Source organism: Cellulosimicrobium arenosum, from assembly GCF_014837295.1.
GTDB lineage: Bacteria > Actinomycetota > Actinomycetes > Actinomycetales > Cellulomonadaceae > Cellulosimicrobium > Cellulosimicrobium arenosum.
Window position 1 is genome coordinate 137447 of the sequence record NZ_JACYHB010000009.1, and the last position, 21985, is coordinate 159431.

17 protein-coding genes and 1 pseudogene are annotated in these 21985 nt (G+C 74.2%); 11 read left to right on the top strand and 7 right to left on the bottom strand.

What is annotated here, in order from left to right; translation table 11 throughout:
- The first annotated feature begins 4 nt into the window (after positions 1 to 4).
- Together eboE and IF651_RS12125 are read left to right on the top strand one after the other, a co-directional pair.
- Entirely contained in the window at positions 5 to 1210 is a 1206-nt protein-coding gene (gene eboE / locus IF651_RS12120; RefSeq protein WP_191829376.1) for a metabolite traffic protein EboE, read from the top strand.
- On the top strand, positions 1207 to 2631 hold the full coding sequence (locus tag IF651_RS12125) for an alkaline phosphatase family protein (RefSeq protein ID WP_191829377.1): 1425 nt from the start codon (positions 1207 to 1209) through the stop codon (positions 2629 to 2631). Before eboE ends, IF651_RS12125 begins: the two co-directional genes overlap by 4 nt.
- Before the next feature lie 91 nt (positions 2632 to 2722).
- Here the strand turns inward: IF651_RS12125 and IF651_RS12130 are convergent, their stop codons facing one another.
- Positions 2723 to 6331, bottom strand: coding sequence for a S8 family peptidase (locus IF651_RS12130; RefSeq protein WP_191829378.1), 3609 nt, complete (start codon positions 6329 to 6331; stop codon positions 2723 to 2725).
- A 330-nt stretch (positions 6332 to 6661) separates the two neighbouring features.
- Here IF651_RS12130 and IF651_RS12135 point away from each other — a divergent pair, with 330 nt between their 5' ends.
- On the top strand, positions 6662 to 7390 hold the full coding sequence (locus IF651_RS12135) for a hypothetical protein (RefSeq protein WP_191829379.1): 729 nt from the start codon (positions 6662 to 6664) through the stop codon (positions 7388 to 7390).
- An 87-nt stretch (positions 7391 to 7477) separates the two neighbouring features.
- On the top strand, positions 7478 to 7921 hold the full coding sequence (locus tag IF651_RS12140) for an OsmC family peroxiredoxin (protein ID WP_191829380.1): 444 nt from the start codon (positions 7478 to 7480) through the stop codon (positions 7919 to 7921).
- 91 nt (positions 7922 to 8012) lie between these two features.
- On the opposite strand, the gene IF651_RS12145 is transcribed toward IF651_RS12140, so the two are convergent.
- Positions 8013 to 9059, bottom strand: coding sequence for an NAD-dependent epimerase/dehydratase family protein (locus IF651_RS12145; RefSeq protein WP_191829381.1), 1047 nt, complete (start codon positions 9057 to 9059; stop codon positions 8013 to 8015).
- 53 nt (positions 9060 to 9112) lie between these two features.
- The gene (locus IF651_RS12150) at positions 9113 to 9748 is read right to left on the bottom strand and encodes a TetR/AcrR family transcriptional regulator (RefSeq protein ID WP_191829382.1); all 636 of its coding nucleotides are present in this window, start codon (positions 9746 to 9748) and stop codon (positions 9113 to 9115) included.
- Between the two features lie 102 nt (positions 9749 to 9850).
- On the opposite strand from IF651_RS12150, the gene IF651_RS12155 reads away from it, so the two are divergent.
- The 3 genes from IF651_RS12155 to IF651_RS12165 all read left to right on the top strand — a co-directional run bounded on the left by IF651_RS12155 (position 9851) and on the right by IF651_RS12165 (position 15784).
- Positions 9851 to 10573: an ABC transporter ATP-binding protein gene (locus IF651_RS12155; RefSeq protein WP_191829383.1), complete on the top strand. Its 723-nt coding sequence runs from the start codon at positions 9851 to 9853 to the stop codon at positions 10571 to 10573.
- Positions 10570 to 12696, top strand: coding sequence for a YhgE/Pip domain-containing protein (locus IF651_RS12160; RefSeq protein WP_191829384.1), 2127 nt, complete (start codon positions 10570 to 10572; stop codon positions 12694 to 12696). Before IF651_RS12155 ends, IF651_RS12160 begins: the two co-directional genes overlap by 4 nt.
- A 67-nt stretch (positions 12697 to 12763) precedes the next feature.
- Complete coding sequence (locus tag IF651_RS12165; protein ID WP_338403932.1) at positions 12764 to 15784, top strand: FAD-binding and (Fe-S)-binding domain-containing protein; 3021 nt, start codon at positions 12764 to 12766, stop codon at positions 15782 to 15784.
- On the opposite strand, the pseudogene IF651_RS17435 reads toward IF651_RS12165, so the two are convergent.
- Both IF651_RS17435 and IF651_RS17440 read right to left on the bottom strand, forming a co-directional pair.
- Positions 15781 to 16209: pseudogene (locus tag IF651_RS17435) on the bottom strand (zinc-binding dehydrogenase); the annotation flags it as partial. The gene IF651_RS12165 and the pseudogene IF651_RS17435 overlap by 4 nt on opposite strands.
- A 65-nt stretch (positions 16210 to 16274) precedes the next feature.
- Positions 16275 to 16661, bottom strand: a complete 387-nt coding sequence (locus IF651_RS17440) for a DUF1304 domain-containing protein (protein WP_338403933.1) — start codon at positions 16659 to 16661, stop codon at positions 16275 to 16277.
- Between the two features lie 147 nt (positions 16662 to 16808).
- Here IF651_RS17440 and IF651_RS12175 point away from each other — a divergent pair, with 147 nt between their 5' ends.
- Positions 16809 to 17180: a hypothetical protein gene (locus tag IF651_RS12175; RefSeq protein WP_191829386.1), complete on the top strand. Its 372-nt coding sequence runs from the start codon at positions 16809 to 16811 to the stop codon at positions 17178 to 17180.
- Between the two features lie 77 nt (positions 17181 to 17257).
- A complete protein-coding gene (locus IF651_RS12180) occupies positions 17258 to 17869 on the top strand; it encodes a nitroreductase family protein (RefSeq protein ID WP_191829387.1) in 612 nt (203 codons plus the stop codon).
- A 20-nt stretch (positions 17870 to 17889) separates the two neighbouring features.
- On the opposite strand, the gene cofC is transcribed toward IF651_RS12180, so the two are convergent.
- Both cofC and cofD read right to left on the bottom strand, forming a co-directional pair.
- Positions 17890 to 18672, bottom strand: a complete 783-nt coding sequence (cofC, locus tag IF651_RS12185; protein WP_338403934.1) for a 2-phospho-L-lactate guanylyltransferase — start codon at positions 18670 to 18672, stop codon at positions 17890 to 17892.
- Entirely contained in the window at positions 18665 to 19603 is a 939-nt protein-coding gene (gene cofD, locus IF651_RS12190; protein ID WP_338403935.1) for a 2-phospho-L-lactate transferase, read from the bottom strand. The genes cofC and cofD overlap by 8 nt, the downstream gene beginning before the upstream one ends.
- A 34-nt stretch (positions 19604 to 19637) precedes the next feature.
- Between cofD and IF651_RS12195 the strand changes: the two genes are divergently transcribed.
- Together IF651_RS12195 and IF651_RS12200 are read left to right on the top strand one after the other, a co-directional pair.
- On the top strand, positions 19638 to 19958 hold the full coding sequence (locus IF651_RS12195; protein ID WP_191829389.1) for an MTH1187 family thiamine-binding protein: 321 nt from the start codon (positions 19638 to 19640) through the stop codon (positions 19956 to 19958).
- Between the two features lie 137 nt (positions 19959 to 20095).
- Positions 20096 to 21469 carry a restriction system modified-DNA reader domain-containing protein gene (locus IF651_RS12200; RefSeq protein WP_191829390.1) on the top strand — a complete coding sequence of 458 codons (1374 nt, stop codon included), beginning with the start codon at positions 20096 to 20098 and terminating at the stop codon, positions 21467 to 21469.
- Positions 21470 to 21985: the final 516 nt, after the last annotated feature.

Consider the following 21985-nt stretch of genomic DNA (forward strand, 5'->3'; position numbering starts at 1 on the left):
ACCGATGCTGCTCTCGTACTGCACCAACGTCCATCCCGCGGAGGACCTCGACGGGGTCCTGGACCAGCTCGCTCGCTACGCCGGGCCCGTGCGCGCGTCCGCGGGGCTCGACGTGCTCGGCGTCGGGCTGTGGATGCCCGCCGTGCTCGCGCACCGCCTCGCAGGGTCGCCGACGGACCGCGACCGGCTGCGCACGGCGCTGGCCGAGCACGGCCTCCAGGTCCACACGCTCAACGCCTTCCCGTACGGGGGGTTCCACGCGGACGTGGTCAAGCTCGACGTCTACACCCCGACGTGGGCGGACCCGGAGCGCCTCGCGTACACGCTCGAGTGCGCGGAGGTGCTCGCGGACCTGCTGCCCGACGGCCCCGACGGCACCGACGGCCCTGCCGGGTCGATCTCGACCCTTCCCCTGGGGTGGCGGGTGCCGTGGACCGAGGCGGACGACGACGCCGCGACCCGCGCGTTCGCCGAGCTCTCGGCGGGGCTGCGCGAGATCAGGGAGCGCACCGGGCGGACCGTGCGCGTCGCCGTCGAGCCCGAGCCCGGATGCGTGCTCGACACCGTCGAGGACGTCGTGGCCTGGCTCGCCGCGCGCACCGGTGACGACGTGCCGCCCGAGCGGCGCATCGACCCCGAGCACGTCGGCGTGTGCCTCGACACGTGCCACCTCGCCGTGTCGTTCGCCGACCCGGTCGGCGCGGTGCGCCGGATCACCGACGCCGGGCTGCGTGTCGTCAAGGTGCAGGCGTCGGCGGCGCTGCACGTCGCCGACCCTGCCGACGTCGCGGCCCGGACCGCCGTCCGGGACTTCGTCGAGAAGCGCTACATCCACCAGGTCCGTGAGCTCGCCGCCGACGGCACGGTCCTCGCGGCGGACGACCTGCCCGACGCGCTGGGCGACGACGCGGGCCCGCCGGGGCTGCCGGGACAGGGACCGTGGCGCGTGCACTTCCACGTCCCGCTCCACCACGAGCCCGCGAGCCCGCTCACGGCGACGACCGACGTGCTGCGGGCCGCGGTCGTCGCCGTCCGCGAGGCGCCCCACGGGGACCAGGCCCACCTCGACGTCGAGACCTACACGTGGTCCGTGCTGCCCGAGGGCGCGGCGACGGACTCGCTGGTCGCGGGGATCGCGGCCGAGCTCCGCTGGGCCGGCGCACACCTGCTTCCCGACGCCCCCGTCGCCACCCCCAGGAGGACCGCATGAAGCCCGTGCTGCTGCTCGACGTCGTCGGGCTCACCTCGACCGCCCTCGCCCACATGCCGCGCCTGCGCCGCCTCGCGGAGGGCGGGTGGCACTCCGAGCTGGCGACGGTCCTGCCCGCGGTGACGTGCTCCGTGCAGTCGACGATGCTCACCGGGCTGAGCCCGGCGGAGCACGGGATCGTCGGCAACGGCTGGTACTTCCGCGAGCTCGGCGACGTGTACCTGTGGCGCCAGCACAACCGGCTCGTCGAGGGCGAGAAGCTGTGGGAGGCGGCCCGCGCCGCGCGCGAGGGCTACCGCAGCGCGAACGTGTGCTGGTGGTACGCGATGGGCATGACGACCGACGCGACCGTCACGCCGCGCCCGATCTACCACGCGGACGGTCGCAAGTCGCCCGACGCGTACGTGCGGCCGCCGGCGCTGCACGACGACCTCGTCGAGCGGTTCGGCGAGTTCCCGCTCTTCACGTACTGGGGGCCGACCGCGTCGATCGCGTCGTCGCGGTGGATCGTCGATGCGACGCGGCACGTCCTGCGCACCCAGGCTCCGGACCTGACGATGGCGTACGTCCCGCACCTCGACTACGACCTGCAGCGGTTCGGGCCCACGTCGCCGCAGGCCGACGCCGCCGCCGCCGAGCTGGACGCGACCCTCGCGCCGCTGCTCGACGACTGCGCGAACAACGGCGTGACGGTCCTGGTCGTGTCCGAGTACGGCATCGCCGACGTCGACCGGCCCGTCCACCTCAACCGGATCCTGCGCCGCGAGGGGCTGCTCGAGGTCTATGTCCAGGCGGGCACGGAACAGCTCGACCCGTGGACGTCGCGCGCGTTCGCAGTCGCCGACCACCAGGTCGCCCACGTCTACCTCGGGGACCCGCACGACACGGCGCTGCACCGGCGCGTGGCGGACCTGCTGCGCTCCGTCCCGGGCGTGGACGAGGTCCTCGACCGCGAGGCGCAGGCCCGGTACGGGCTCGATCACGAGCGGGCCGGTGACCTCGTCGTCGTCGCGGAGCCGGGCGCGTGGTTCACGTACTACTTCTGGCTCGACGACGACCGCGCGCCCGAGTACGCGCGAGGCGTCGACATCCACCGCAAGCCGGGCTACGACCCGGCGGAGCTCTTCTTCGACCCGGCGGACCCCCTCGCCAAGGCCAAGGCGGGCCTGAACCTCGTCAAGAAGAAGGTCGGGCTGCGGTACGCGATGAGCACCGTCCCGCTCGACGCGTCCTACGTCCAGGGCTCGCACGGGAGGCTGCCGACGTCGTCGGCGGACACCCCGCTCGTCCTGTGCTCCGACGCGGACGTCCCGGCCTCGGTCGCGTCCCTCGTCGCGTCCGACGCCGGTCAGGTACCCGCTGCGGCGATCAAGGGCCTGGTCCTGGAGCTCCAGGGGCTGGGAGCCACGGCCCGCACCTGACCCGGGACCGCTCGCACCGGGAGGCCGGGACGGCAGACGACGAGGCCGCCACCCCACGGGGTGGCGGCCTCGTCGTGCGCTGCGACCGGGGCTACGAGCAGCTCAGCGCGTCGTACTCCGCGTCGTAGGACGTCGTGACCTCGGTCCCGTCGATCTCGGCCGTGGCCTCGACCGTCGCGGTCCCCGCCTCGACCGACGCGGCCCGGACGGCGAAGGACTGGTAGGCGTTCTTGCCGTCCGCGACGTCCGCGAACGTCTTGGAGCCGTACGGCGTGGTCACGGTGACGTCCGCGGTGGCACCGGACTCGTTCTGCGCGCGGACCGCGACGTACGCCTTGCCCGCCAGGCACCGGGCCTGGGCGGTGACGGTGACGTCGACCGCCGCGTCGGACGTCGTGACGTCGAGCGTCTGCCAGCGCTTGGACGGTGTGGCGTTGTGCAGGTTGAGCAGCAGGAGCTTGCCGGTCGCCGCCTCGGCTGCCGCGTCGGACCGGTTGACGGTGATCGAGGTGTCGTCGGCCCCGACGTACAGCAGCTGGTCGCCGCCGTCGAACCAGTAGTCCGGCGCGTACGGGTCGCCCGTGAAGGTGGACGTCGCGTCCACGAGCTGGTCGGACGACGACGAGTACGGGGAGTACGTCAGCACCTGGAACGTCGGGACGTCGCCGGGCTCGATGCCGAGCGAGCCGATGCCGACCGGAATCACGACGACGTTCGAGTCGAACACCGAGGTGTCGACGTCGCCCCACACGGAGTTCACGGGCTGCAGGTCGATGTTGTCACCGGCCTCGTACTCCGTGCCGTCCGGCGCGGTCCAGTCCTTGAGGGTGAACGTCGCGGCGAGGGTCAGGTCGGTCTCCGCGCTGTACTTGATCGCGTCGACCTCGAAGTCGGCCGACCCGTCGGAGTCGACGTCCACCTCGACGGCCGGGACCGACACCGAGCCGAGGCTCGCCCAGTCGCCGTCCATCGCGATCCCGACGCCGATCACGCCGTCTGCCGGGTCGTCGCCCGCGGCCTCGACCTGAGGGGCCGTCGACGTGAACCCGACCGCACGCACGTCCGCCGCCGCGATGGCCGTCGCGGACGAGCCCTCCGCCGCGTCCGCCTCGAGCCGCGGGCTGGTCGCCTTGAGCTCGAACGGTGCGACGAGCGAGGTCCAACCGCCCGCGTCGACGCCGCGGCCGGAGAGCTCGAGCGACGCGGACGTCGCCTGCTCGCCGGCGAACGTCACCGAGGCGGCGGTGAGGTCGCTCACGAGCTTCGGAGAGGCCTGCACCGGGACGCGGAGCTCGGCGCCGCCGTCGTCCGGGGTGAGCACGACGCGTCCGCTGAGCGAGGAGACGAAGTCGCGGGGGACCCCGACACCCGAGTCGGGCGACGACGTGGGGTCGAGCTCCTTGGCGAGCGTCTCCGGGTCGGCCGTGAGGGTCACGGTCACGAGCGTGCTCTGCCCGGCCGCGACGGTCACGGTCGCGGGAGCGACGCCCACGGTCGCTCCGCCGGCCGTGCTCGACTGCGTGAACCCCGTCGTGTAGGTCATCGGGGTGTCGCCGGTGTTGCGCACCGTGACGGCCTTGCGGACCGTCACCGGCTCGGCGGCGACCTTGACGACGCCGAACGCGAGCGAGACCTGCTCGGCGTCCTGCGCGGCGTACGCGAGCGTCGCGTTGCCGGTCGCGTTGACCGCGTCGACGCGACCGGACCCGACGCGCTCGGGCCCGTAGGCCACGCCTTCGCCGTCGGGCTCGGTGAACACGTCGTGCGTCGCCGTGTTCATCACGTCGGCCTTGATCTCCTGCGGGCTCCAGCCGGGGTTGGCCTGCTTGACCAGGGCGGCGATCCCCGCGACGTGCGGCGTGGCCATCGACGTCCCGGACTTGATGCTGCCGCCGTCGAGGCGGCCGGACGCGGCGGACGCGATGCCGGTGCCGGGCGCCGCGACGTCGGGCTTGGCCACCCCGAGGGAGCCGTGCACGCCGCGCGACGAGCTCGCGTTGAGCGTGTCGGCGATCCCCGGGATCTCCACGAACTCGCTCATCGCGAAGGACGGGCCGACCGTCGCGACGAGCTCGCCCGCCTCGATCGCCGGGTAGAGGGCGTCGTGGCTCGGGCCCGTGAGCTGGGCGCCGGGGATCCCGGCGTTGCCGGCGATGCCCGCCGCGAACGACTCGAGCTCCGAGGAGAGCAGCACGCCGACCGCACCCGCGGCCTCGGCGTTGTCGAACCGCGCCGTGCTGCCGCACTCGCGCGTGGCGTCGGCGTCCTCCCAGTACAGGTACGCGATCTTGCCGTCGACGGCCTCGGCCTGCTCGGGCGTGAAGGCCGTGCACCCGCTGAAGTCCTCGGCGACGAACCCGACGGGCGCCGTCACGTCCTCGGAGCCGGCGTAGTTCACGGAGCTCTGCGCGGGGTACGTCCCGGCGAGGTCCTCGGGCTCGGCGACCTCGATCGCGTCGAACGTCTGCGTGTTGCCCACGGAGTTGGCGACGGTCAGCGCGGTGCGCGCGTTGCCGGGCGACCCGCCGACGTCGGTCACGTCGCCCGCGTTGCCGGACGCGAGGACCGACAGCGTGCCGAGACGCGAGAGCTGGTCGATGAACAGGTTCTCCGGGTCGTCCGCGGGGCTGCCGTCCGAGCCGAGGGAGAGGTTGACGATGTCGAGGCGGTCGGACAGGTCGCCGTCGCCGTTCGGGTCCGCGGCCCACTCGAGCGCGTCGACGACGACGCTCGTCGAGCCGCCCAGGTCGCCGAACACCTTGAGGGAGTACAGCCCTGCCTCCGGGGCCGAGCCCGGGCCGACCTGCCAGTCGGACACGTCGGTCAGCGTCGAGTAGTCGCCGTCGAAGGTCTCGCCGTCGGCGGTCACGCCGTAGCCGCCGGTGGTCCCGGCGACGTGCGTGCCGTGGCCGGAGCCGATCGAGTCGAGCGAGTCGATCGGGTTCTCGTCGGGGGTGGGGACGAGCGTGGTGTTCGGGACGGTCCCGCTCGCGTCGTAGTCGTACCCCGCGAAGTCGTGGCCGCCGAGGAACTTCATGTCGTCGAACGTGCCGCCGGGGACCGGCCCCTGGCCCTTCTCGCCGTACGCCTCGTCGAACGCCTCCTGCGTGCCCGGTCCGCCGAAGTCGGCGTGGGTGTAGTCGAGACCGGTGTCGATGATCCCGACGCGTACGCCCGCACCGGTGAGGCCGGTGCTCTGCCACGTCTCGAGCGCGCGCGTGAACACGTCCGTGCCCTTGTTGGCGGGCTTCTTCGGCACGATCCGGTAGACCTGGACCACCTCGGCGTCGCGTGCGAGGTCGCGGACCCGGTCCGCGTCGCCCGTGACCACGACCCCGGCGACGAGCGTGCTCGTCACCGACACCTGCTGCGGGTTGCGCGCGCCGGCGCTGCGGGCGGTGGCCTGCTGCGGGACGACCCCGTCCGCGAGGGTCGCGACGTCGTCGGCGTTGGACTCCACCTGCTGCGGGCTCGCGCCCTGCGCCGCCAGGTCGACCGCCGACGGCGCGTCGAGCTCGACGAACGCCGTGACCGGACCGGACGCCGCCGCGAGCGACGGGGCCACCTTCGTGGTGGGCTCGAGCGACGCGCCGGACTCGACGGCGAGGTCGCCGGGGTCCGGCGGGGCGGCGCTCGCGGGGGCGCCGGCCGCGACGACGACGGCGAGGGCGGCCGCTGCGGCGGTCAGGGACACAGGCATCCGGCGGTGCTTCATCGACACTCACTTCCCCGGTGCGACCGGTTCTGGAGAAGGCTGTGGGTACGTCCTTCGGCAGGCTCCGCCCGGGATGGGGCTGAGACCTCCTGAGCACCGTAACCAATGACTGCCGCACCTGCCCACCCCTGGGGGCGCCCGAGCGGGCACCGTCGACGTCCCGATAGTGCCCCGGGAGCGCGCTGTCTAGGATCGCCTCGGGGGCACGGGACGCGGTCGTCCCGTGGTGCGCCCCTCCGTCGTCAGGTCCACGGCGCGCGGTGCTCGCGCAGCGCTGCAGCGTCCCCGGGGCGTGGCCACAGCGAAGGAGAAGCCATGAACCGACGTCCAGCCCGCCCGTTCGCCGCCGCAGGGGTCGCCCTGCTCCTGGTCGTCGGGGCGTCCGCGGTCGGCGGACCGGCCGTGGCCGACGAGCCCGACCTCGCCGTCGTGACCTGGGACCACGACCCGCTCCGGGGTGTCTCGGAGCCCTCCGCACCCGTCGGTACCGGCCGGAGCTGCGCGACCCAGCTCCCCGAGATCGACCGGGCCGCCGCGTCGCCGTCGCAGCGCGTGTGCTTCGACTCGCTCGCCGAGGCGCTGTCCTACGTCTCGGGCGACGCGGTCCCCGAGAGCCGTCTCGCCGGGGCGGACCGTGCCGACCTGGCACGGCTCGTCGCCGACCTCAACGCCGAGCCCGCACGGTCCGCCGCGTCCGCGGGCGGGGCCGCGCGCGAGGGCGCGACGACCGCTGCGGCGTCGTCCATGCTCCTGGGCGTGACCTGGCGGAGCACGAAGTACCGGGGCGAGAGCGAGATCTTCTGGGGCTCCGGCCCCAACGGGTGCTTCAGGGGGTCCACGTACGGCTTCTCGAACCTCGCGCGGTACCTGCAGAACAACGTCGTCAGCTCCGCGGACTCGTTCGCGGGCTGCTGGGGCACGTACTACGACAAGTACTCGTACGCGGGGACGAAGCTGAACTGCAAGCCGTCCTGCTCGACCATGGGCGGCATGGACAACCGTGCGTCCTCGATCGTCTACCGACCGAAGGGCACGCTGGGCTGAGCCCGTGGCGGCGGGGGAGGTCGTCGCGCGCTACGGTCGAGCAGAGCCGGGCGTCGAGCCCGGAGCCACGACTCGAAGGAGATCCGCATGCCCACTCGTATCGCACGCACCGCCTGGAACGGTGGTCTTCAGGACGGCCAGGGCCAGACCGAGCTGTCGAGCTCGAAGGTCGGCACCTTCGACGTGTCGTTCCCGCGCCGGACGGCCGACGACGCGGGCGGCGTGACGAGCCCCGAGGAGCTCATCGCCGCAGCGCACTCGTCGTGCTTCGCGATGCAGCTGTCGGCCGTGATCGCCGAGGCCGGCGGGACGCCCGTCGCGCTCGAGGTCACGGTCGAGGTCACGCTCGCGCCCGACCCGGCGGGGGGCTTCCACATCCCCAGCATCGCGATCACGGTGCGCGGAGAGGTCGAGGGCCTCGACGCCGCCGGGTTCCAGCAGGCCGCCGAGGGTGCGAAGGCGACGTGCCCGGTGTCGAAGGCGCTCGCGGGAGTCCCGACCATCACGTTGGACGCTGCCCTGGAGGGCTGACCGGCCCGCCGTGCGCACCCCGGACCCCGGGTCACGGTGCTCTCGATCGGTCGAGCGCTCGCGACCCGGGGTCCCCGTGCGTGCGAGGGCGTCAGCGGGGGAGCAGCGGAGGGCTCGACGTGCCCGCGCCGTCGCGGATCCCGGCGACGAGCTCCGCGACCGTGTCCTTCGCGTCGTGCCGGGGCGACCAGTGCAGCAGCTCGTGGGCGAGGGTGCTGTCGAGGACCGGTACGCGCATGAGCATGTCGAGCCACCCCTCGCCGACGGGTACGGCTCGCGCCCGCCAGCCGATCGCGGCCGCGGTGCGCGCGGTGCCGAACGGGACGGGCCGCAGGTTGCCGTCGGCGACGACGTCCGCGACGTCCTGCGCGGTGAGGACCGTGTCGTGCGCGACGTTGAACGGACCGGGGTGGCGGCCGACGACGATCTTCGCGTACGCGTCGGCGACGTCGTCCGCGTGGACCACCTGGAAGCGCAGGCCGTCGGGAGCCGGCAGCACGGGGAGCGGGCCGCGGGCCAGGACCCGGGTCCCCAGGGGCCCGAGGAAGTAGCGGGCGATCTCGGACCCGGCGTCGCGCTGGAGGACGAGCGCCGACCGGACCCGCGAGATCAGCGGGCCGTCGCCGGAACGGTCGACGTCGTCGAGGAAGGCCTCCACCGCCGCCTTGTCCTGCGCGTACGCCGCGCCCGGCACCCCCTCGTCCGGCCACGCCTCCGAGACGGGCGCGTCCCGTTCCCCGGGGGAGTGGGGAGCCGGGGAGTACGTGCCGACCGACGATGCCACGACGAGGTGGTCGACCCCGGCCCGCCTCGCGGCCTCGACCACGCGCCGGGTGCCCTCGACGTTCACGCGCCGCAAGGTCTCGCGACGGTGGCTGGGCTGGATCGCCCACGCGAGGTGGACGACGACGTCCGCCCCGGCCAGCGCGGCGTCGAGCCGGGTGTCGGCGTCCTTCGCCGCGACGTCCACGTAGGCCCAGGTCGCCGTGTCGTGCGGGAACCGCACGCTGCTCGACCCGTCGGCCCGGGGGATGCGTCGCGCGGTCGCCACCACCGACGTCACGACGGGTTCCACCGCCAGGCGCCGCAGCAGCGCTGTCCCGACGTTCCCGCTGGCCCCGACGACCACGACCCGCATGTGTACCTCCCTGTTGCGACCGGACCCTGCCGCGCCGGTCCTCGCGCTCGACGCTATCCGTCCGCAGGCGTGTTCGCGCGGGCGATCGCCAGGACGGCGCCGCGCGCAGGCTCCGGCAGCTCCGGCGCGAGGACCGCGGCGCTCGCGAGCACGAGGCGCTCTACCTCACCGCGCGCCGGCTCGTTCCCGTCGAGCCACGTCGCCGTGACGTTCTCCACCAGGGCGATCCAGCCGCCGGCGAGCAGGCTCAGGCGGGCGGACGTCGTCGCGCCGACCGCGGCCGCCGTCGTCGTCATCCGGGCGACGAGGCCGGACCGCACGTCGGCGAGCGCCGCCGCGGTGGCGGCGTCGCCGGCGAGGGTGCCGCGCCACAGGTCCTGCCAGACGCGACGCCTGGCCTCGACGGTGTCGAGGAACGCGGCGACGGCCAGCGCCGGACGGTCCGCGAGGGGCCGGTCGGCCGGTGCGGTCGTCGCGCGCTCGAGCTCGGCCACGGCCTCGAGCGCGACGGCGCGGCGCAGGTCGGCCGTCGACCCGAAGTAGTGGAAGACGAGCGCCTTCGACGCGCCCGTCCGCGCCGCGACCGCTGCGGGGGACACCGCGTCGAGCCCGTGCTCGTCGGCGTGGCGCGCGGCGGCGTCGAGCAGCTCGCGGCGTCGGTCGGCGGGCTCGCGGCGCGTCCTGGACATGCCTCTGTCCTACACGCTTGTTGACCACCAGTCAATACCGGCGTAGCGTTATTGACAGCAGGTCAACAGTAGCCGCGCCGTGCGGCACCGAAAGGGGACAAGGTGCAGATCACGCTCCGGGACGTCCGCGTCGACGGTCGCCGCGAACCCATGCTCGAGGCGACCGACCTCACCGTGTCCACGGGAGAGTGCCTCCTGGTCGCCGCCGAGCCCGGGCACGGGCACACGGCGCTCGCGCTCGTCGCGACCGGGCGGCTCGCCCCGAGCACGGGACGGGTCCGGCTCGTGCTCGGCGAGGCGGACGACGTCCGGCCCGCCGTCCGTGCTCTGCTCGCCGACCCGCGGCGCCCCACCCCGGCCGAGACGCTGCGCGGGGTCAGCGCGGTCGTCGACGTCCCGGGTGTCAACGAGCCGGACGACGCGCTCACCGTCTCCGACGTCGTCGCCGAGGGCCTCGCCCTCGCCGGGCGCCGGTCCCTGCCGCAGGACGTCACGCGCTGGCTCGGCGCGCACTCGCTGGTCGCCGAGCGGCGGACCCGGATCGACCAGCTCCCCGGTGTCGTCCGGACGGCGGTCCTCGCCGCGCTCGCGGCCGAGCGCCCGGGCGTGCGGTTCCTCGCCCTCACTCTCCCCGACCGGCACGGCGGCGAGCCCGACGGCTGGTGGGAGGTCGCGCGGACCCTCGCCGCGTCCGGCCTCGGCGTCCTCGTCCAGTGCTCGCGCGCGTCGGCCCGCGCGCTCGGCGCCGACCTGCCGCCCGCGCGCGGCTCGCTCCACGAACCACCCGTCGTCGCTCCGGTCACCACGTCGAAGGAGGACCGATGACCACGATCCGTCTCGGGCTCTCCGAGCTGCGCCGACTCGCGGCGGGCCGGCTGCCGCGCCTCGCGATCCTCGCGATGGCGCTCATCCCCACCCTGTACGCCGGGCTGTACCTGTTCGCCAACCACGACCCCTACGGCAACCTCGACGAGGTCCCCGCCGCCGTCGTCGTGCAGGACGAGGGCACGACCACGACGGACCCGGAGACGGGGGAGACGCTCGCGCGCCACCTCGGGCGCGACGTGGCCGACCAGCTCGAGGACGACGGCGGGTTCGGCTGGGTCGAGACGTCGCAGGCCGACGCCGAGGCCGGTGTCCGGTCCGGCAGGTACGACGCCGCGCTCGTGATCGGCCCGACCTTCTCCGCCGACCTCGCGTCCGCGGGCGACCTCGAGCCGAGACAGGCGAGCCTGACGCTCATCACCAACGACGCGAACAACTACCTCGCGCGCACGATCGCGGACCAGATCGTCGGCCAGGTGCGGGACTCGATCGCCGAGCAGGTCGGCACCGAGGCGGCCGACACCTTCCTGCGCGGGTTCGCATCCATCCGCACGAACCTCGCCGACGCCGTGGACGGAGCGGACCGGCTGCGCGACGGCGCCACGACGCTGCAGGACGGGATCGGCACCGCCGACGACGGCGCGCACGACCTCGCGGACGGTGCTGCCCGGGCTGCCGACGGGGCGGCGACGCTCCAGGAGAAGGCCGGGTCGTTGTCCGACGCCGCCGGTTCGCTCGACGACGGCGCGACGCGGCTCGCGGGCGGCCTCGGCGCCCTGCGCGGCTCGACCGCCGACCTGCCCGCGCAGACCCGCGACCTCGCCGACGGCGCCGCGCAGGTCGCGGACGGCGACGCGCAGGTGGCCGCGGCCGGGGACCAGGCGGCCGAGGCCGCGCAGCAGGTCCTGCCGGCGCTCGACGACGCCAGGACGGACGTGGGCGACGCGCTCGACGAGCAGCTCGCCGACCTCGTCGCGCAGGGGGCGCTCACCCAGGAGCAGGCGGACGCGGTCAGCGCGGGGGTCCAGGACCAGGTCGGCGCCGCTCTCGACGCGCGCCGTGGTGACGTCCAGGACGCCGTCGACCAGGTCACGGCGGCCTCTGCGCAGCTCGACGAGCTCGCGACCGGCGCCCGCCAGGTGGCGGACGGCGCCGACGCGCTCGCCGACGCGACGCCTCGGCTCGCCGACGGCATCTCGTCCGCCGCGGACGGCGCCGACCGGCTCGCCGACGGCACGGGGCAGCTCGTGGACGCCACGCCCGCGCTGGTGGACGGCGTGGGCCGGCTCGCCGACGGCACGAGCCAGGTGTCCGACGGCGCCACGGACCTCGCGGACGGCACGTCGCGGCTGGCCGGTGGCGCGGGCGACCTCGTCGACGGTGCCACCGATCTGGACCACGGCCTCGCCGACGGGCTCGGTCAGGTCCCGGACGTCGACGACCGGACCCGTGAGGACACGGCGGCGACGATCGGGAACCCGGTGTCCGTGCACGACCAGGCGCTCGCCTCGGCAGGGACCTACGGAGGCGGTCTCGCACCGTTCTTCCTCTCGCTCGCGACCTGGATCGGCGCCTACGTGCTGTTCCTGCTCGTGAAGCCGCTCTCGACGCGCGCGCTCGCCGCCGGGCGGTCCGGTCTCGCCACCGCGCTCGGCGGGTGGTTGACGCCCGCCGCGATCGGCGTCGTGCAGGTCGCGGCGATGTTCGGGGTCACCACCCTCGCGCTCGACATCCAGCCGGCGCACGGCGTGGGGACCGTCCTGTTCCTCGTGCTCGTCTCGGCGACGTTCGTCGCGGTCCTCCAGGCCCTCAACGTGTGGCTCGGCGCGGCCGGGCAGTTCCTCGGGCTCGTGCTCATGCTCGTGCAGCTCGTCACCGCCGGGGGCACCTTCCCGTGGCAGACGATCCCGCAGCCGCTGCAGTCGCTGCACCGGTTCCTGCCGATGTCCTACGCCGTCGAGGGGCTGCGCCAGCTCCTGTACGGCGGGAGCACGTCGACGGTCGCGCGCGACGTCGCCGTGCTGGGCGTCGTCCTCGCCGTCGCGCTGGGTCTGACGGCGCTCGCCGCGCGCCGGCAGCGCGTGTGGAGCGTCACGAGGCTGCAGCCCGAGCTCGTCCTGTAGCGCGCCGCACGACTGCCACGCGGACTCGGTCGACCGAGCCCCGGCGACCAGTGCGAGAATCGCGGACGTGTCAGCCGATACCGACGCCACCCCGATCGCCACGACCGACCTCCTCGCCGCCGAGCGGGAGGCGCGGCGCGCCGCCGACGCGGCACGGACCGCGCTCGCCGAGGCGCTGCGCACCGTGACGCGCGGCGCGGTGGACTCGTCCACGCGCCGTCGGGCCGAGTACTCGACCGACGCGTCGAACTACCGGGTGGTCCCCGAGGTCGTCGTCTACCCGCAGGACGCGGACGACGCCGTCGCGGCGCTCGGCGTCGTGCGCGAGCTCGGGCTGCCGATCACGGCGCGCGGTGCCGGGACGTCGGTCGCGGGCAACGCGGTCGGTCCGGGTGTCGTGCTGGACCTGTCGCAGCACGTGCACCAGATCCACGAGATCGACCCCGAGGCGCGCACGGCACGCATCGATCCCGGCGTCGTCATGTCCGCGCTCCAGCAGGCCGCCGCCCCGCACGGGCTGCGGTTCGGCCCCGATCCCTCGACGCAGAACCGCGCGACGCTCGGCGGGATGATCGGCAACAACGCCTGCGGCCCGCACGCGGTCGCGTACGGGCGCACGGCGGACAACGTGACCGAGCTCGACGTCGTGGACGGCACGGGCCGGCGGTTCACGGCAGGCAAGGGCGACCCGACGTTCGCGGCCGTCCCGGGCCTGGCGGACCTGGTCCGCGACAACCTCGCGCTGATTCGGACCGAGTTCGGCCGGTTCGGACGCCAGGTCTCCGGGTACTCCCTCGAGCACCTGCTCCCCGAGAACGGCTCGGACCTCGCGAAGGCGCTCGTGGGGACCGAGGGCACGCTCGTGACGGTCCTGGCCGCGACGGTGCGGCTCGTCCCTGTCCCGTCCGCGCCGACCCTCGTCGTGCTCGGCTACCCGGACATGCCGTCCGCCGCCGACGACGTCCCCACGTTCCTGGACCTGAACCCGCTCGCGGTCGAGGGCCTCGACGCGCGCCTGGTCGACGTCGTGCGCCGCGCCAAGGGCGACGCGTCGGTCCCGCCGCTGCCGCCGGGCGCGGGCTGGCTCATGGTCGAGGTCGGCGGCGCCACGCCGGAGGAGGCGCGGGAGAACGCGGAGCTGATCGTCGGGGCGTCGGGCAGCGACGCCACGATGATCCTGCCCGCGGGCCCCGACGCCACCAAGATGTGGCAGATCCGGGCCGACGGCGCGGGGCTGGCCGGCCGCACGCCGCAGGGCGAGCAGGCGTGGCCGGGCTGGGAGGACTCCGCGGTGCCGCCCGAGCGGCTCGGCGACTACCTGCGCGACCTCGACGCACTCATGGAGACCTACGGCGTCGACGGCCTGCCGTACGGGCACTTCGGCGACGGGTGCGTGCACCTGCGCATCGACCTGCCGCTCGAGGCGTCGGGCTCGGTGCTGCGCACGTTCATGCTCGAGGCGGCTGCCCTCGTCGCGAAGTACGGCGGGTCGTTGTCCGGCGAGCACGGCGACGGGCGCGCGCGCTCCGAGCTGCTGCCGGTCATGTACAGCCCCGAGGCGATCGCCCTCCTGGAGCAGGTCAAGGCCCTGTTCGACCCGGCCGACGTCATGAACCCGGGTGTGGTCGTGCGACCGCGCGCGATCGACGACGACCTGCGCCGTCCGCACGCGCACCCCGTGCTGGCGGCGAGCGGCACCGTGGGCGGTCCGGGCACGACCGCGCCCGCGAAGGTCTCGAAGATCTCGCGCCGCGCGGGCTACCAGGGCTTCTCGTTCGCGCACGACCACGGCGACCTGACCCAGGCCGTGCACCGGTGCGTCGGCGTCGGCAAGTGCCGTGCGGACACGAGCGCGGCGGGCGGGTTCATGTGCCCGTCGTACCTGGCGACCAAGGACGAGAAGGACGTCACCCGCGGCCGGGCGCGTGTGCTGCAGGAGGCGGTGAACGGCACGCTCGTGGGCGGCCTGACGGCTCCCGAGGTGCGCGAGTCGCTCGACCTGTGCCTGTCCTGCAAGGCGTGCTCGAGCGACTGCCCGGCCGGCGTGGACATGGCGCAGTACAAGTCCGAGGTCCTGCACCGCACGTACCGCGGGAAGCTGCGACCGGTCGACCACTACTCGCTCGGCTGGCTGCCGGTCTGGGCGCGCCTCGCCACCGGGATGCCCCGGTTCGTCAACAAGGTGCTGGGCATCCGGCCGCTCGCCAAGGCCGTCCTGTGGGCGGGCGGCATGGACACGCGTCGGCCCGTGCCGGCGTTCGCCGAGATCCCCTTCCGCACGTGGTGGAAGCGCGGGGGAGCGACGCGGGGCGTGCCCGGTCTCGCGATCGGCCAGACACCGGGCAAGCCGGTACGCAGCGACCGGCCGAAGGTCGTGCTGTGGACGGACTCGTTCAGCGACAGCCTGTCTCCCGGCGTCCCGCAGGCGGCGGTGCAGGTGCTCACCGCGGCGGGCTACGACGTCGTCGTCCCCGACCAGGAGGCGTGCTGCGGCCTGACGTGGATCAGCACGGGCCAGCTCGACGGCGCGCGCAAGCGGCTCGAGAAGCTGCTGGGCATCCTCGGCCCGTACGCCGTGAACGGGATCCCGATCCTGGGTCTCGAGCCGTCGTGCACGGGCGTGCTGCGCTCCGACCTCGTCGACCTGTTCCCCGACGACCCGCGCGCCCAGGCCGTCTCGCGCGCGACGCGCACCCTGTCCGAGCTGCTCACGTCGGTCGACACCGCTCCCGGCAAGGGCTCGGGGTGGCGCCTTCCGGACCTGTCGGACGTGCGCGCCGTCGTGCAGCCGCACTGCCACCAGCACTCCGTGATGGGCTTCGCCGCCGACGAGCGACTGCTGCGCGACGCGGGTGCGCAGATCACGGTCCTCGCCGGGTGCTGCGGCCTCGCCGGGAACTTCGGCATGCAGAAGGGCCACTACGAGACGTCGGTCGCGGTCGCGGAGAACGCGCTGCTGCCCGCGCTGCGTGACGCCCCGGAGGGCTCGGTCTACCTCGCCGACGGGTTCTCGTGCCGCACGCAGGCGGACCAGCTCGCGGGCGTGCAGGGCAAGGCGCTCGTCGAGCTCCTCGCCGAGCGTCTCTAGCCGACCCGCACGACCATCGTGCCGACGTCGCCGCCGCGCATCGTGGCGAGGAACGCGTCGACCGCGTGGTCGATCCCGTCCACGACGGTCTCGTCGTAGGCGACCTTGCCCTCGCCGAACCAGCCGGTCATGAGGCGACCGAGCTCCGGGGCGAGGTCGAGGTATCCGCCGAGGGTGAACCCGCGCAGCGTCAGGCCCCGCGTGATGGGGTTGGCCATGTTGTCGGGACCGGCCGTGCGCTCGGTCGCGTTGTAGCCGGCGATGGCCCCGCACAGCGCGACCCGGCCGCCGTCGTTCATGACGTCGAGCGCGGCCGCGAGATGGTCGCCGCCCACGTTGCCGAAGAACACGTCGACCCCGTCCGGGACCAGCCCGCGCAGCTGCTCGCGGACGGGCGCGTCCTTGTCGCTCAGTGCGGCGTCGTACCCGTACCTCCGGGTCGGGTGGACGGTGCGACGGGCGGGTCGGGCCGGACGCCGTCCGGCGGCGGCTACGACACGAGGCCGACGACGAGCGCCAGGACGGCGAGCAGCGGCAGCGTGCCCTGCGTGATCGCGGCCGCGCGGTGCGCGCGCGACGACAGGAGCAGGACGAGCGCGGCGGCGAGCATGGACCCGGTGCCCGTGAGCACGAGGGTCGTGCCGACCGTCGTCGTGCCCGCGACGTGCAGGACGACGCCGAGCACCGTGACGATCGCGAGGAACAGGTTGTAGAACCCCTGGTTGAACGCGAGCCCCTTGGTCGTCTCGGCCTCCTCGGGGGTCGTGCCGAAGGTCGCACGGGCCCTCGACCCGGTCCAGGCGACCGACTCCAGCCAGAAGATCACGACGTGGAGCGCCGCAGCCGCCGTGGCGAGCACGAGTCCGACGGCGACCACGCGACCACTCCCTCTCGACCTGCCGGCCTGTGCCGGAACCTGTGCTGATCGTTCCATGCCCGTCGGCCACCCGTCGGCCACCCGTCGGCCACCCGTCGGCCACCTCCCGACCACGTGCCCGACGCCTTCGGCGCCTACGGTGCCCGGGTGAGCCAACGACCCGCTCCGGCACGCTGGTTCGGCGTGCGCTGCATCTTCCGCCATCGTGGTGCCGAGAACGGCACGGACCGCGTGTACGAGGAACGGCTGACCCTCTGGTGCGCCGAGCGCTTCGCCGACGCGATCGAGCTCGCCGAGGCCGATGCCCGGGAGTACGCCGAGCGCGTCGGCGCGAAGTACCTACGGCTCGCGCAGGCCTTCCGGGCCGACGACGAGCCGGGGCACGGCAGCGAGGTGTTCTCGCTCGTGAGGACGAGTCCGCTCAAGCCGCGCAGGTACCTGGACACGTACTTCGACACCGGCGCCGAGCGCCAGGGTGCACCCCGGCCTCACGAGGGCATGCCGGAGGGCGTCCGCTGACCGATGTCCTGTCGACGTGGGCGTCGGCGAGGTCCCGGGCGTGGCCGGTGCCGCACGGCCCGTGCCACGATCGGTGGATGGAGTTCCAGGACGTCGTGCGCCGACGCCGCATGGTCCGGCGGTTCCGACCCGACCCGGTGGACCCCGCCGCGCTGGAGCGCGTGCTGGGCAACGCGGTGCGCGCGCCGAGCGCGGGGTTCGCGCAGGGGTGGTCGTTCGTCGTGCTGACCGAACCCGACGACCTCGCACGGTTCTGGGCCGCGTCCGCCCCGGCGGAGTCGGAGCGGGACATGCGCGCGTGGTCGGACGGGATGCGCACCGCCCCCGTGATCGTGATCGTCCTGACGTCGAAGGACGCGTACCTGCGGCGGTACGCCGAGGACGACAAGGGCTGGGCCGACCGCGACGAGAACCGCTGGGCGGTGCCGTACTGGCACGTCGACGCGGGCATGGCCGCGCTCCTCATGCTCCAGACCGCGGTCGACGAGGAGCTCGGCGCGTGCTTCTTCGGCGTACGACCGGCCGAGCTGCCGCGGCTGCGGGCGGCGTTCGACATCCCGGACGAGTTCGCGCCGACCGGCGTCGTCGCGCTCGGCCACCCGGGCGACGCCGGCCCGAGCGGGTCGCCGCGTCGTCGGGCCCGCAAGCCGCTCGACACCGTCGTGCACCGGGGCCGCTGGCAGGCGTGACCGCGGGGGCCTCGCACGTCCTACCGCGTGCCACCCGACGCCGACCGGTCCTGCGGCCCGGGCGTCGCGTCGTGCAGACCGGGCACGTGCTGCCCGACGGCGGCCCGCACGCGCGCCGGCAGCTCACCCCAGTCGTCGACCGTGTCGAGGTCGGTCGCCGTCCCCGGTCGCTGCACGACGACGCTGCGCAGCCCGTGCGCGGCAGCCTCGGCGAGGTGCGCCGCGAGGCTGTCGGCGCCGAACCGCGTCCGGAACGGCGCGGCGATCAGGTCGAGGACGAGCAGGTTGGTTCCGGAGCGGTGCCGGTCGGTCGCGACGACGACGGGCGGGTCCGCGGCGAGCAGCGCCGCGACGTCGTCGGTCGTGAGCGCCGGGAGGTCGGCGTGCGCGACGAGGACGCGGACCGGCCCGTCCTCGGCCGCGATCTCGCGCCCGACGTCGACGGCGGTGTCCAGCCCCGGTCGGTCCGCCGGCTGGAGCACGATGCGGAGCCGGTCCGCGTCGTCGGTGCGCAGGTGCGGCCCGTCGTCCCCGCCGCTCGCAGCATGCACGACGAGGTCCTGCAGCGCGCGCCACGCGAACCGCGGGTCCGACGTGACGACCACGACCCGCTCCACCGCACCGGACGCGAGCAGCGTCGACACGACGTGGCGCGCGAGCACCGCCACGAGCCGGCTGCGCGCGTCCGGGTCGAGCACGTGCGCGAGGCGCGACTTCCCGGACGTCCCGTCGCGCAGCGGTACGACGGCGACCACGCGCCCCGGGGCTCGCGACCCGGCGGCGCGCGAGGGGTGCTCAGCCACGGACGGCCGCCAGGATCTCCCGCGCGAGGCGCTCGCGGCCGTCCGTCCCGCCCATCACCGTGTCCGTGACGAGGACCTCCGGCCCGAGCGCCGCGACGTCGGCGGCGAGGTGGGCGTCGCGCTCGTCGACGACCATGACGTCGACGAGCCCGGAGTACAGGCGGGCGATGCCGAGCGCCGACACCTCGTGGCCGAGGGAGGCGAGCATCTGGGCTGCGGGACCCTTGATCGCGCGGCCTGCGACGATCGGGCTCACCGCGACCCGGCGGGCGCGCGTGGAGGCGAGGGCCGCACGCACGCCGGCCACCCCGAGCACGGGCTCGACGGACAGGAACGGGTTCGACGGGGCGATCATCACGACGTCGGCCTCCTCGACCGCCTCGATCACACCGGGTGCCGGGCGCGCCGACTCGATCCCGTCGTAGACGAGACCGACGACGTCGTCCGCGTGGTGGCGCCCGACGAAGTACTCCTGGAAGCCGAGGCGGCCCGCGGCGGTGTCGACGAGCGTCGCGACGCGGTCGTCGCTCACGGGCACGACGCGCGGGCGGACGCCGAGCGCCGCCGTGAGCCGCGCGGTCACCACCGAGAGCGGTTCGCCCGCCCGCAGGGCCGCCGTGCGCACGACGTGCGTCGCGAGGTCCCTGTCGCCGAGCGTGAACCACGTGTCCTCGCCCAGCCGGCCCAGCGCCTCGAGCGCCGCGTACGTCTCCCCGACGACGCCCCACCCGCGCTCCTCGTCCGCGAGCCCCGCCAGCGTGTAGGTCACCGTGTCGAGGTCGGGCGAGATCGCGAGGCCGTGGAGCTCGACGTCGTCGGCGACGTTCACGACGACCGTGAGCTCCGCCCCTGCCAGGTCCAGGCCGTGCGCGAGCCGCGCACCCCCGACGCCTCCGGCCAGCACCGTCACGCGTCCGTCAGTCTCCGTCACGGCGTCGAGCCTACGTCCGTGCCACGATGGTTCCATGGCCGTCTTCGCGTTCTCCGTCGCCCCGCTCGGCGCGGGCGAGTCCGTCGCGGACTCCGTCGCCGAGGCCGTCCGCATCGTCCGCGAGTCCGGGCTGCCGAACCGGACCACCGCGATGTTCACCGAGATCGAGGGGGAGTGGGACGACGTCATGCCCGTCATCCGGCGCGCCACCGAGGCGGTCGGCGCGGGCGGCCACAGGGTCTCCCTCGTGGTGAAGGCGGACATCCGGCCCGGCCGGACGGGGGAGCTGACCGGGAAGGTCGACCGGGTCGAAGAGCGTCTCACGGCGGACTCCGAGGAGACCGGGCACGCCTGACCTGCGTGCCTGCCAGAGCCGCCAGGTGCCCGACGGGACGTCCGATTCGTGCCGATCGAGGGACTTGACCGCAGACGTAGGCTAAGGCGCAAACGCCCCAGCCGGTCGCGTTCCGCATGCAGCAGGAGTTGTTCTTGATGCCCCTCTTCGAGGTGGACGCCGAGCGTCCGGTTCTCGTCCAGCCTCCCCAGCAGAACGGTGCCTTCGGGACCGATGCCCAGCGGGTCGTCGACGGAAACCTCGACGGGCTCCTGGGCGAGCAGATCTTCCCGGTCGCGCACCGGTCGTCGGACGCGGACCCCCACCTCCTCGCGCTCGACGCCGCCGGTCTCCCGGTCGTGATCGAGGTCGTGCCCGAGCTCACGCAGGCCGCGCTGACGAGCGCGCTCGCCCATGCCGGCCGCGCGGGCCGTCTCACGCGGGCGCAGATCGCCGCGCGATACACGGGCGGGGCCTCGCGGTTCCAGCAGGACGTCGCGGCGTTCTACGACAACGTCCCGCTCACCCGCTCGCAGGCGACGGCGCGGACGACCGGCGCCCGCCTCGTCGTGATCTGCGCGAGCGCGACCCCCGGGATCCGCGACGCCCTCGACTTCCTGCGACAGCCCGGCTCACCGGTCTCGGTGCTGAGCCTCGGTGTCGTCCACGCCAGCGACGGTCGGCGCTACGTCGACGTGTCGCCGCTGACGGTGGACGCGGCGCTCGAGTCTCCGCCCCCGCCCGCCCCGGCGCCGGTGCGCGTCCGGGCGACGCCCCCGGCCTCCGAGTTCGCGGACGGCGTCGCCATGGGGAGGGCGCTGACCGGCAAGTTTCCCGTGGTGACGCTGCGGGTCCGGCACGAGGAGACGAGTTCCGCACCGACCAGGTCGGAGCGTCGTCGGGCCGCGGCGCTCGAGCACGTCCACGCACCGACGGGCCCCGCGCTCGCGCTGTCGGACGACACTGGCACCATCGACCCTGTACCGCCGTCCTCGGACCCCTCGTGGCCGGACCGCCGGCCGGCCGTGAACGGGGACGAGCTGCGCGTCCCGCGCACCTCCGTCCTGACGCGCGAGTCGGTGCGGACCCGGGAGTCGGTCCGCACGCGCGAGTCGATCCTGACGCACGAGTACGGCCAGCAGCACCCGCCGGCGACGGAGCGCGCCTACGACCCGCTGTCCTACCGCCCGCCGACGGATCTCCCTGCCGGCAGGGACGACGTCGAGCCGTCGCCGGAGGCGGGCGCGTCCGTGCCGCTCGGACCTGACGACGACCCGGACCTCGTCGCCCTCGCCCGTGCCATCGGCACTCCGCGACGCCTCGTGTGGTCGCGCCCCCGCCGTGGGCAGCGTTTCGAGGCCGTGCTGCGGCCGGACGGATTCATCGAGCTGCCCGACGGCGCGCGCTACCGGCACCCCGATCTCGCCGCCGTCGCCGCCTCGGGGACAAGCAACGCCGACGGGTGGAGCGTGTGGCGCCTCGGGGACGACGGACCGACCCTGACGGACGAGTTCCGCCAGCAGCGGTCCTGACCGGACCTGGCAGCGCCGGGGAAGGGGCCGCGCACGCGGCTCGCGAGGCGGCCCGGGCTCACGGCACGGCAGCCGTGGGCGAGGACACCACACGCTGAGTTGACCAGCACGCCGACGACCCGTAATGTTCTCGAGGTCGCCCGGCAGGGAGGAACAGACACCACGGCGCAGCTCCTCGGAGCAGGCGCGAAGTGGCTGGTCCCCCGGGTGGCCACTCCCCATCAGTTGGCACGAGCACCGTGGTGCGCCTGCTAATGTTCGGGGGCCCGATTCAGAGCTGCTGATTCGAGACGGCCGGAAATTCGGACGGTCCGGGAAAGCTTCTGGGTCTGGTAGGCTGAGAAACGAAGGAAAGCCCCGCACAAAGCTCTTGAAAAAAGAGCCGAGGCGGTGTGTGTCGGTTGTTTGAGAACTCAACAGTGTGCTTGTAAGTCAGTGCCAAGTTTTGCCTTGTGGCGTGGTTGGCTGGGTTGCCCGTCGGGTGGTCTGGTTGGTTGTGCTGGAGGGTTTTGTTTG

Coding starts and splice junctions, on each gene's coding strand:
- eboE (WP_191829376.1), top strand. CDS start 5: ATGCTGCTCTCGTACTGCACCAACGTCCATCCCGCGGAGGACCTCGAC.
- IF651_RS12125 (WP_191829377.1), top strand. CDS start 1,207: ATGAAGCCCGTGCTGCTGCTCGACGTCGTCGGGCTCACCTCGACCGCC.
- IF651_RS12130 (WP_191829378.1), bottom strand. CDS start 6,331: ATGCCTGTGTCCCTGACCGCCGCAGCGGCCGCCCTCGCCGTCGTCGTC.
- IF651_RS12135 (WP_191829379.1), top strand. CDS start 6,662: ATGAACCGACGTCCAGCCCGCCCGTTCGCCGCCGCAGGGGTCGCCCTG.
- IF651_RS12140 (WP_191829380.1), top strand. CDS start 7,478: ATGCCCACTCGTATCGCACGCACCGCCTGGAACGGTGGTCTTCAGGAC.
- IF651_RS12145 (WP_191829381.1), bottom strand. CDS start 9,059: ATGCGGGTCGTGGTCGTCGGGGCCAGCGGGAACGTCGGGACAGCGCTG.
- IF651_RS12150 (WP_191829382.1), bottom strand. CDS start 9,748: ATGTCCAGGACGCGCCGCGAGCCCGCCGACCGACGCCGCGAGCTGCTC.
- IF651_RS12160 (WP_191829384.1), top strand. CDS start 10,570: ATGACCACGATCCGTCTCGGGCTCTCCGAGCTGCGCCGACTCGCGGCG.
- IF651_RS12180 (WP_191829387.1), top strand. CDS start 17,258: ATGGAGTTCCAGGACGTCGTGCGCCGACGCCGCATGGTCCGGCGGTTC.
- IF651_RS12195 (WP_191829389.1), top strand. CDS start 19,638: ATGGCCGTCTTCGCGTTCTCCGTCGCCCCGCTCGGCGCGGGCGAGTCC.
- IF651_RS12200 (WP_191829390.1), top strand. CDS start 20,096: ATGCCCCTCTTCGAGGTGGACGCCGAGCGTCCGGTTCTCGTCCAGCCT.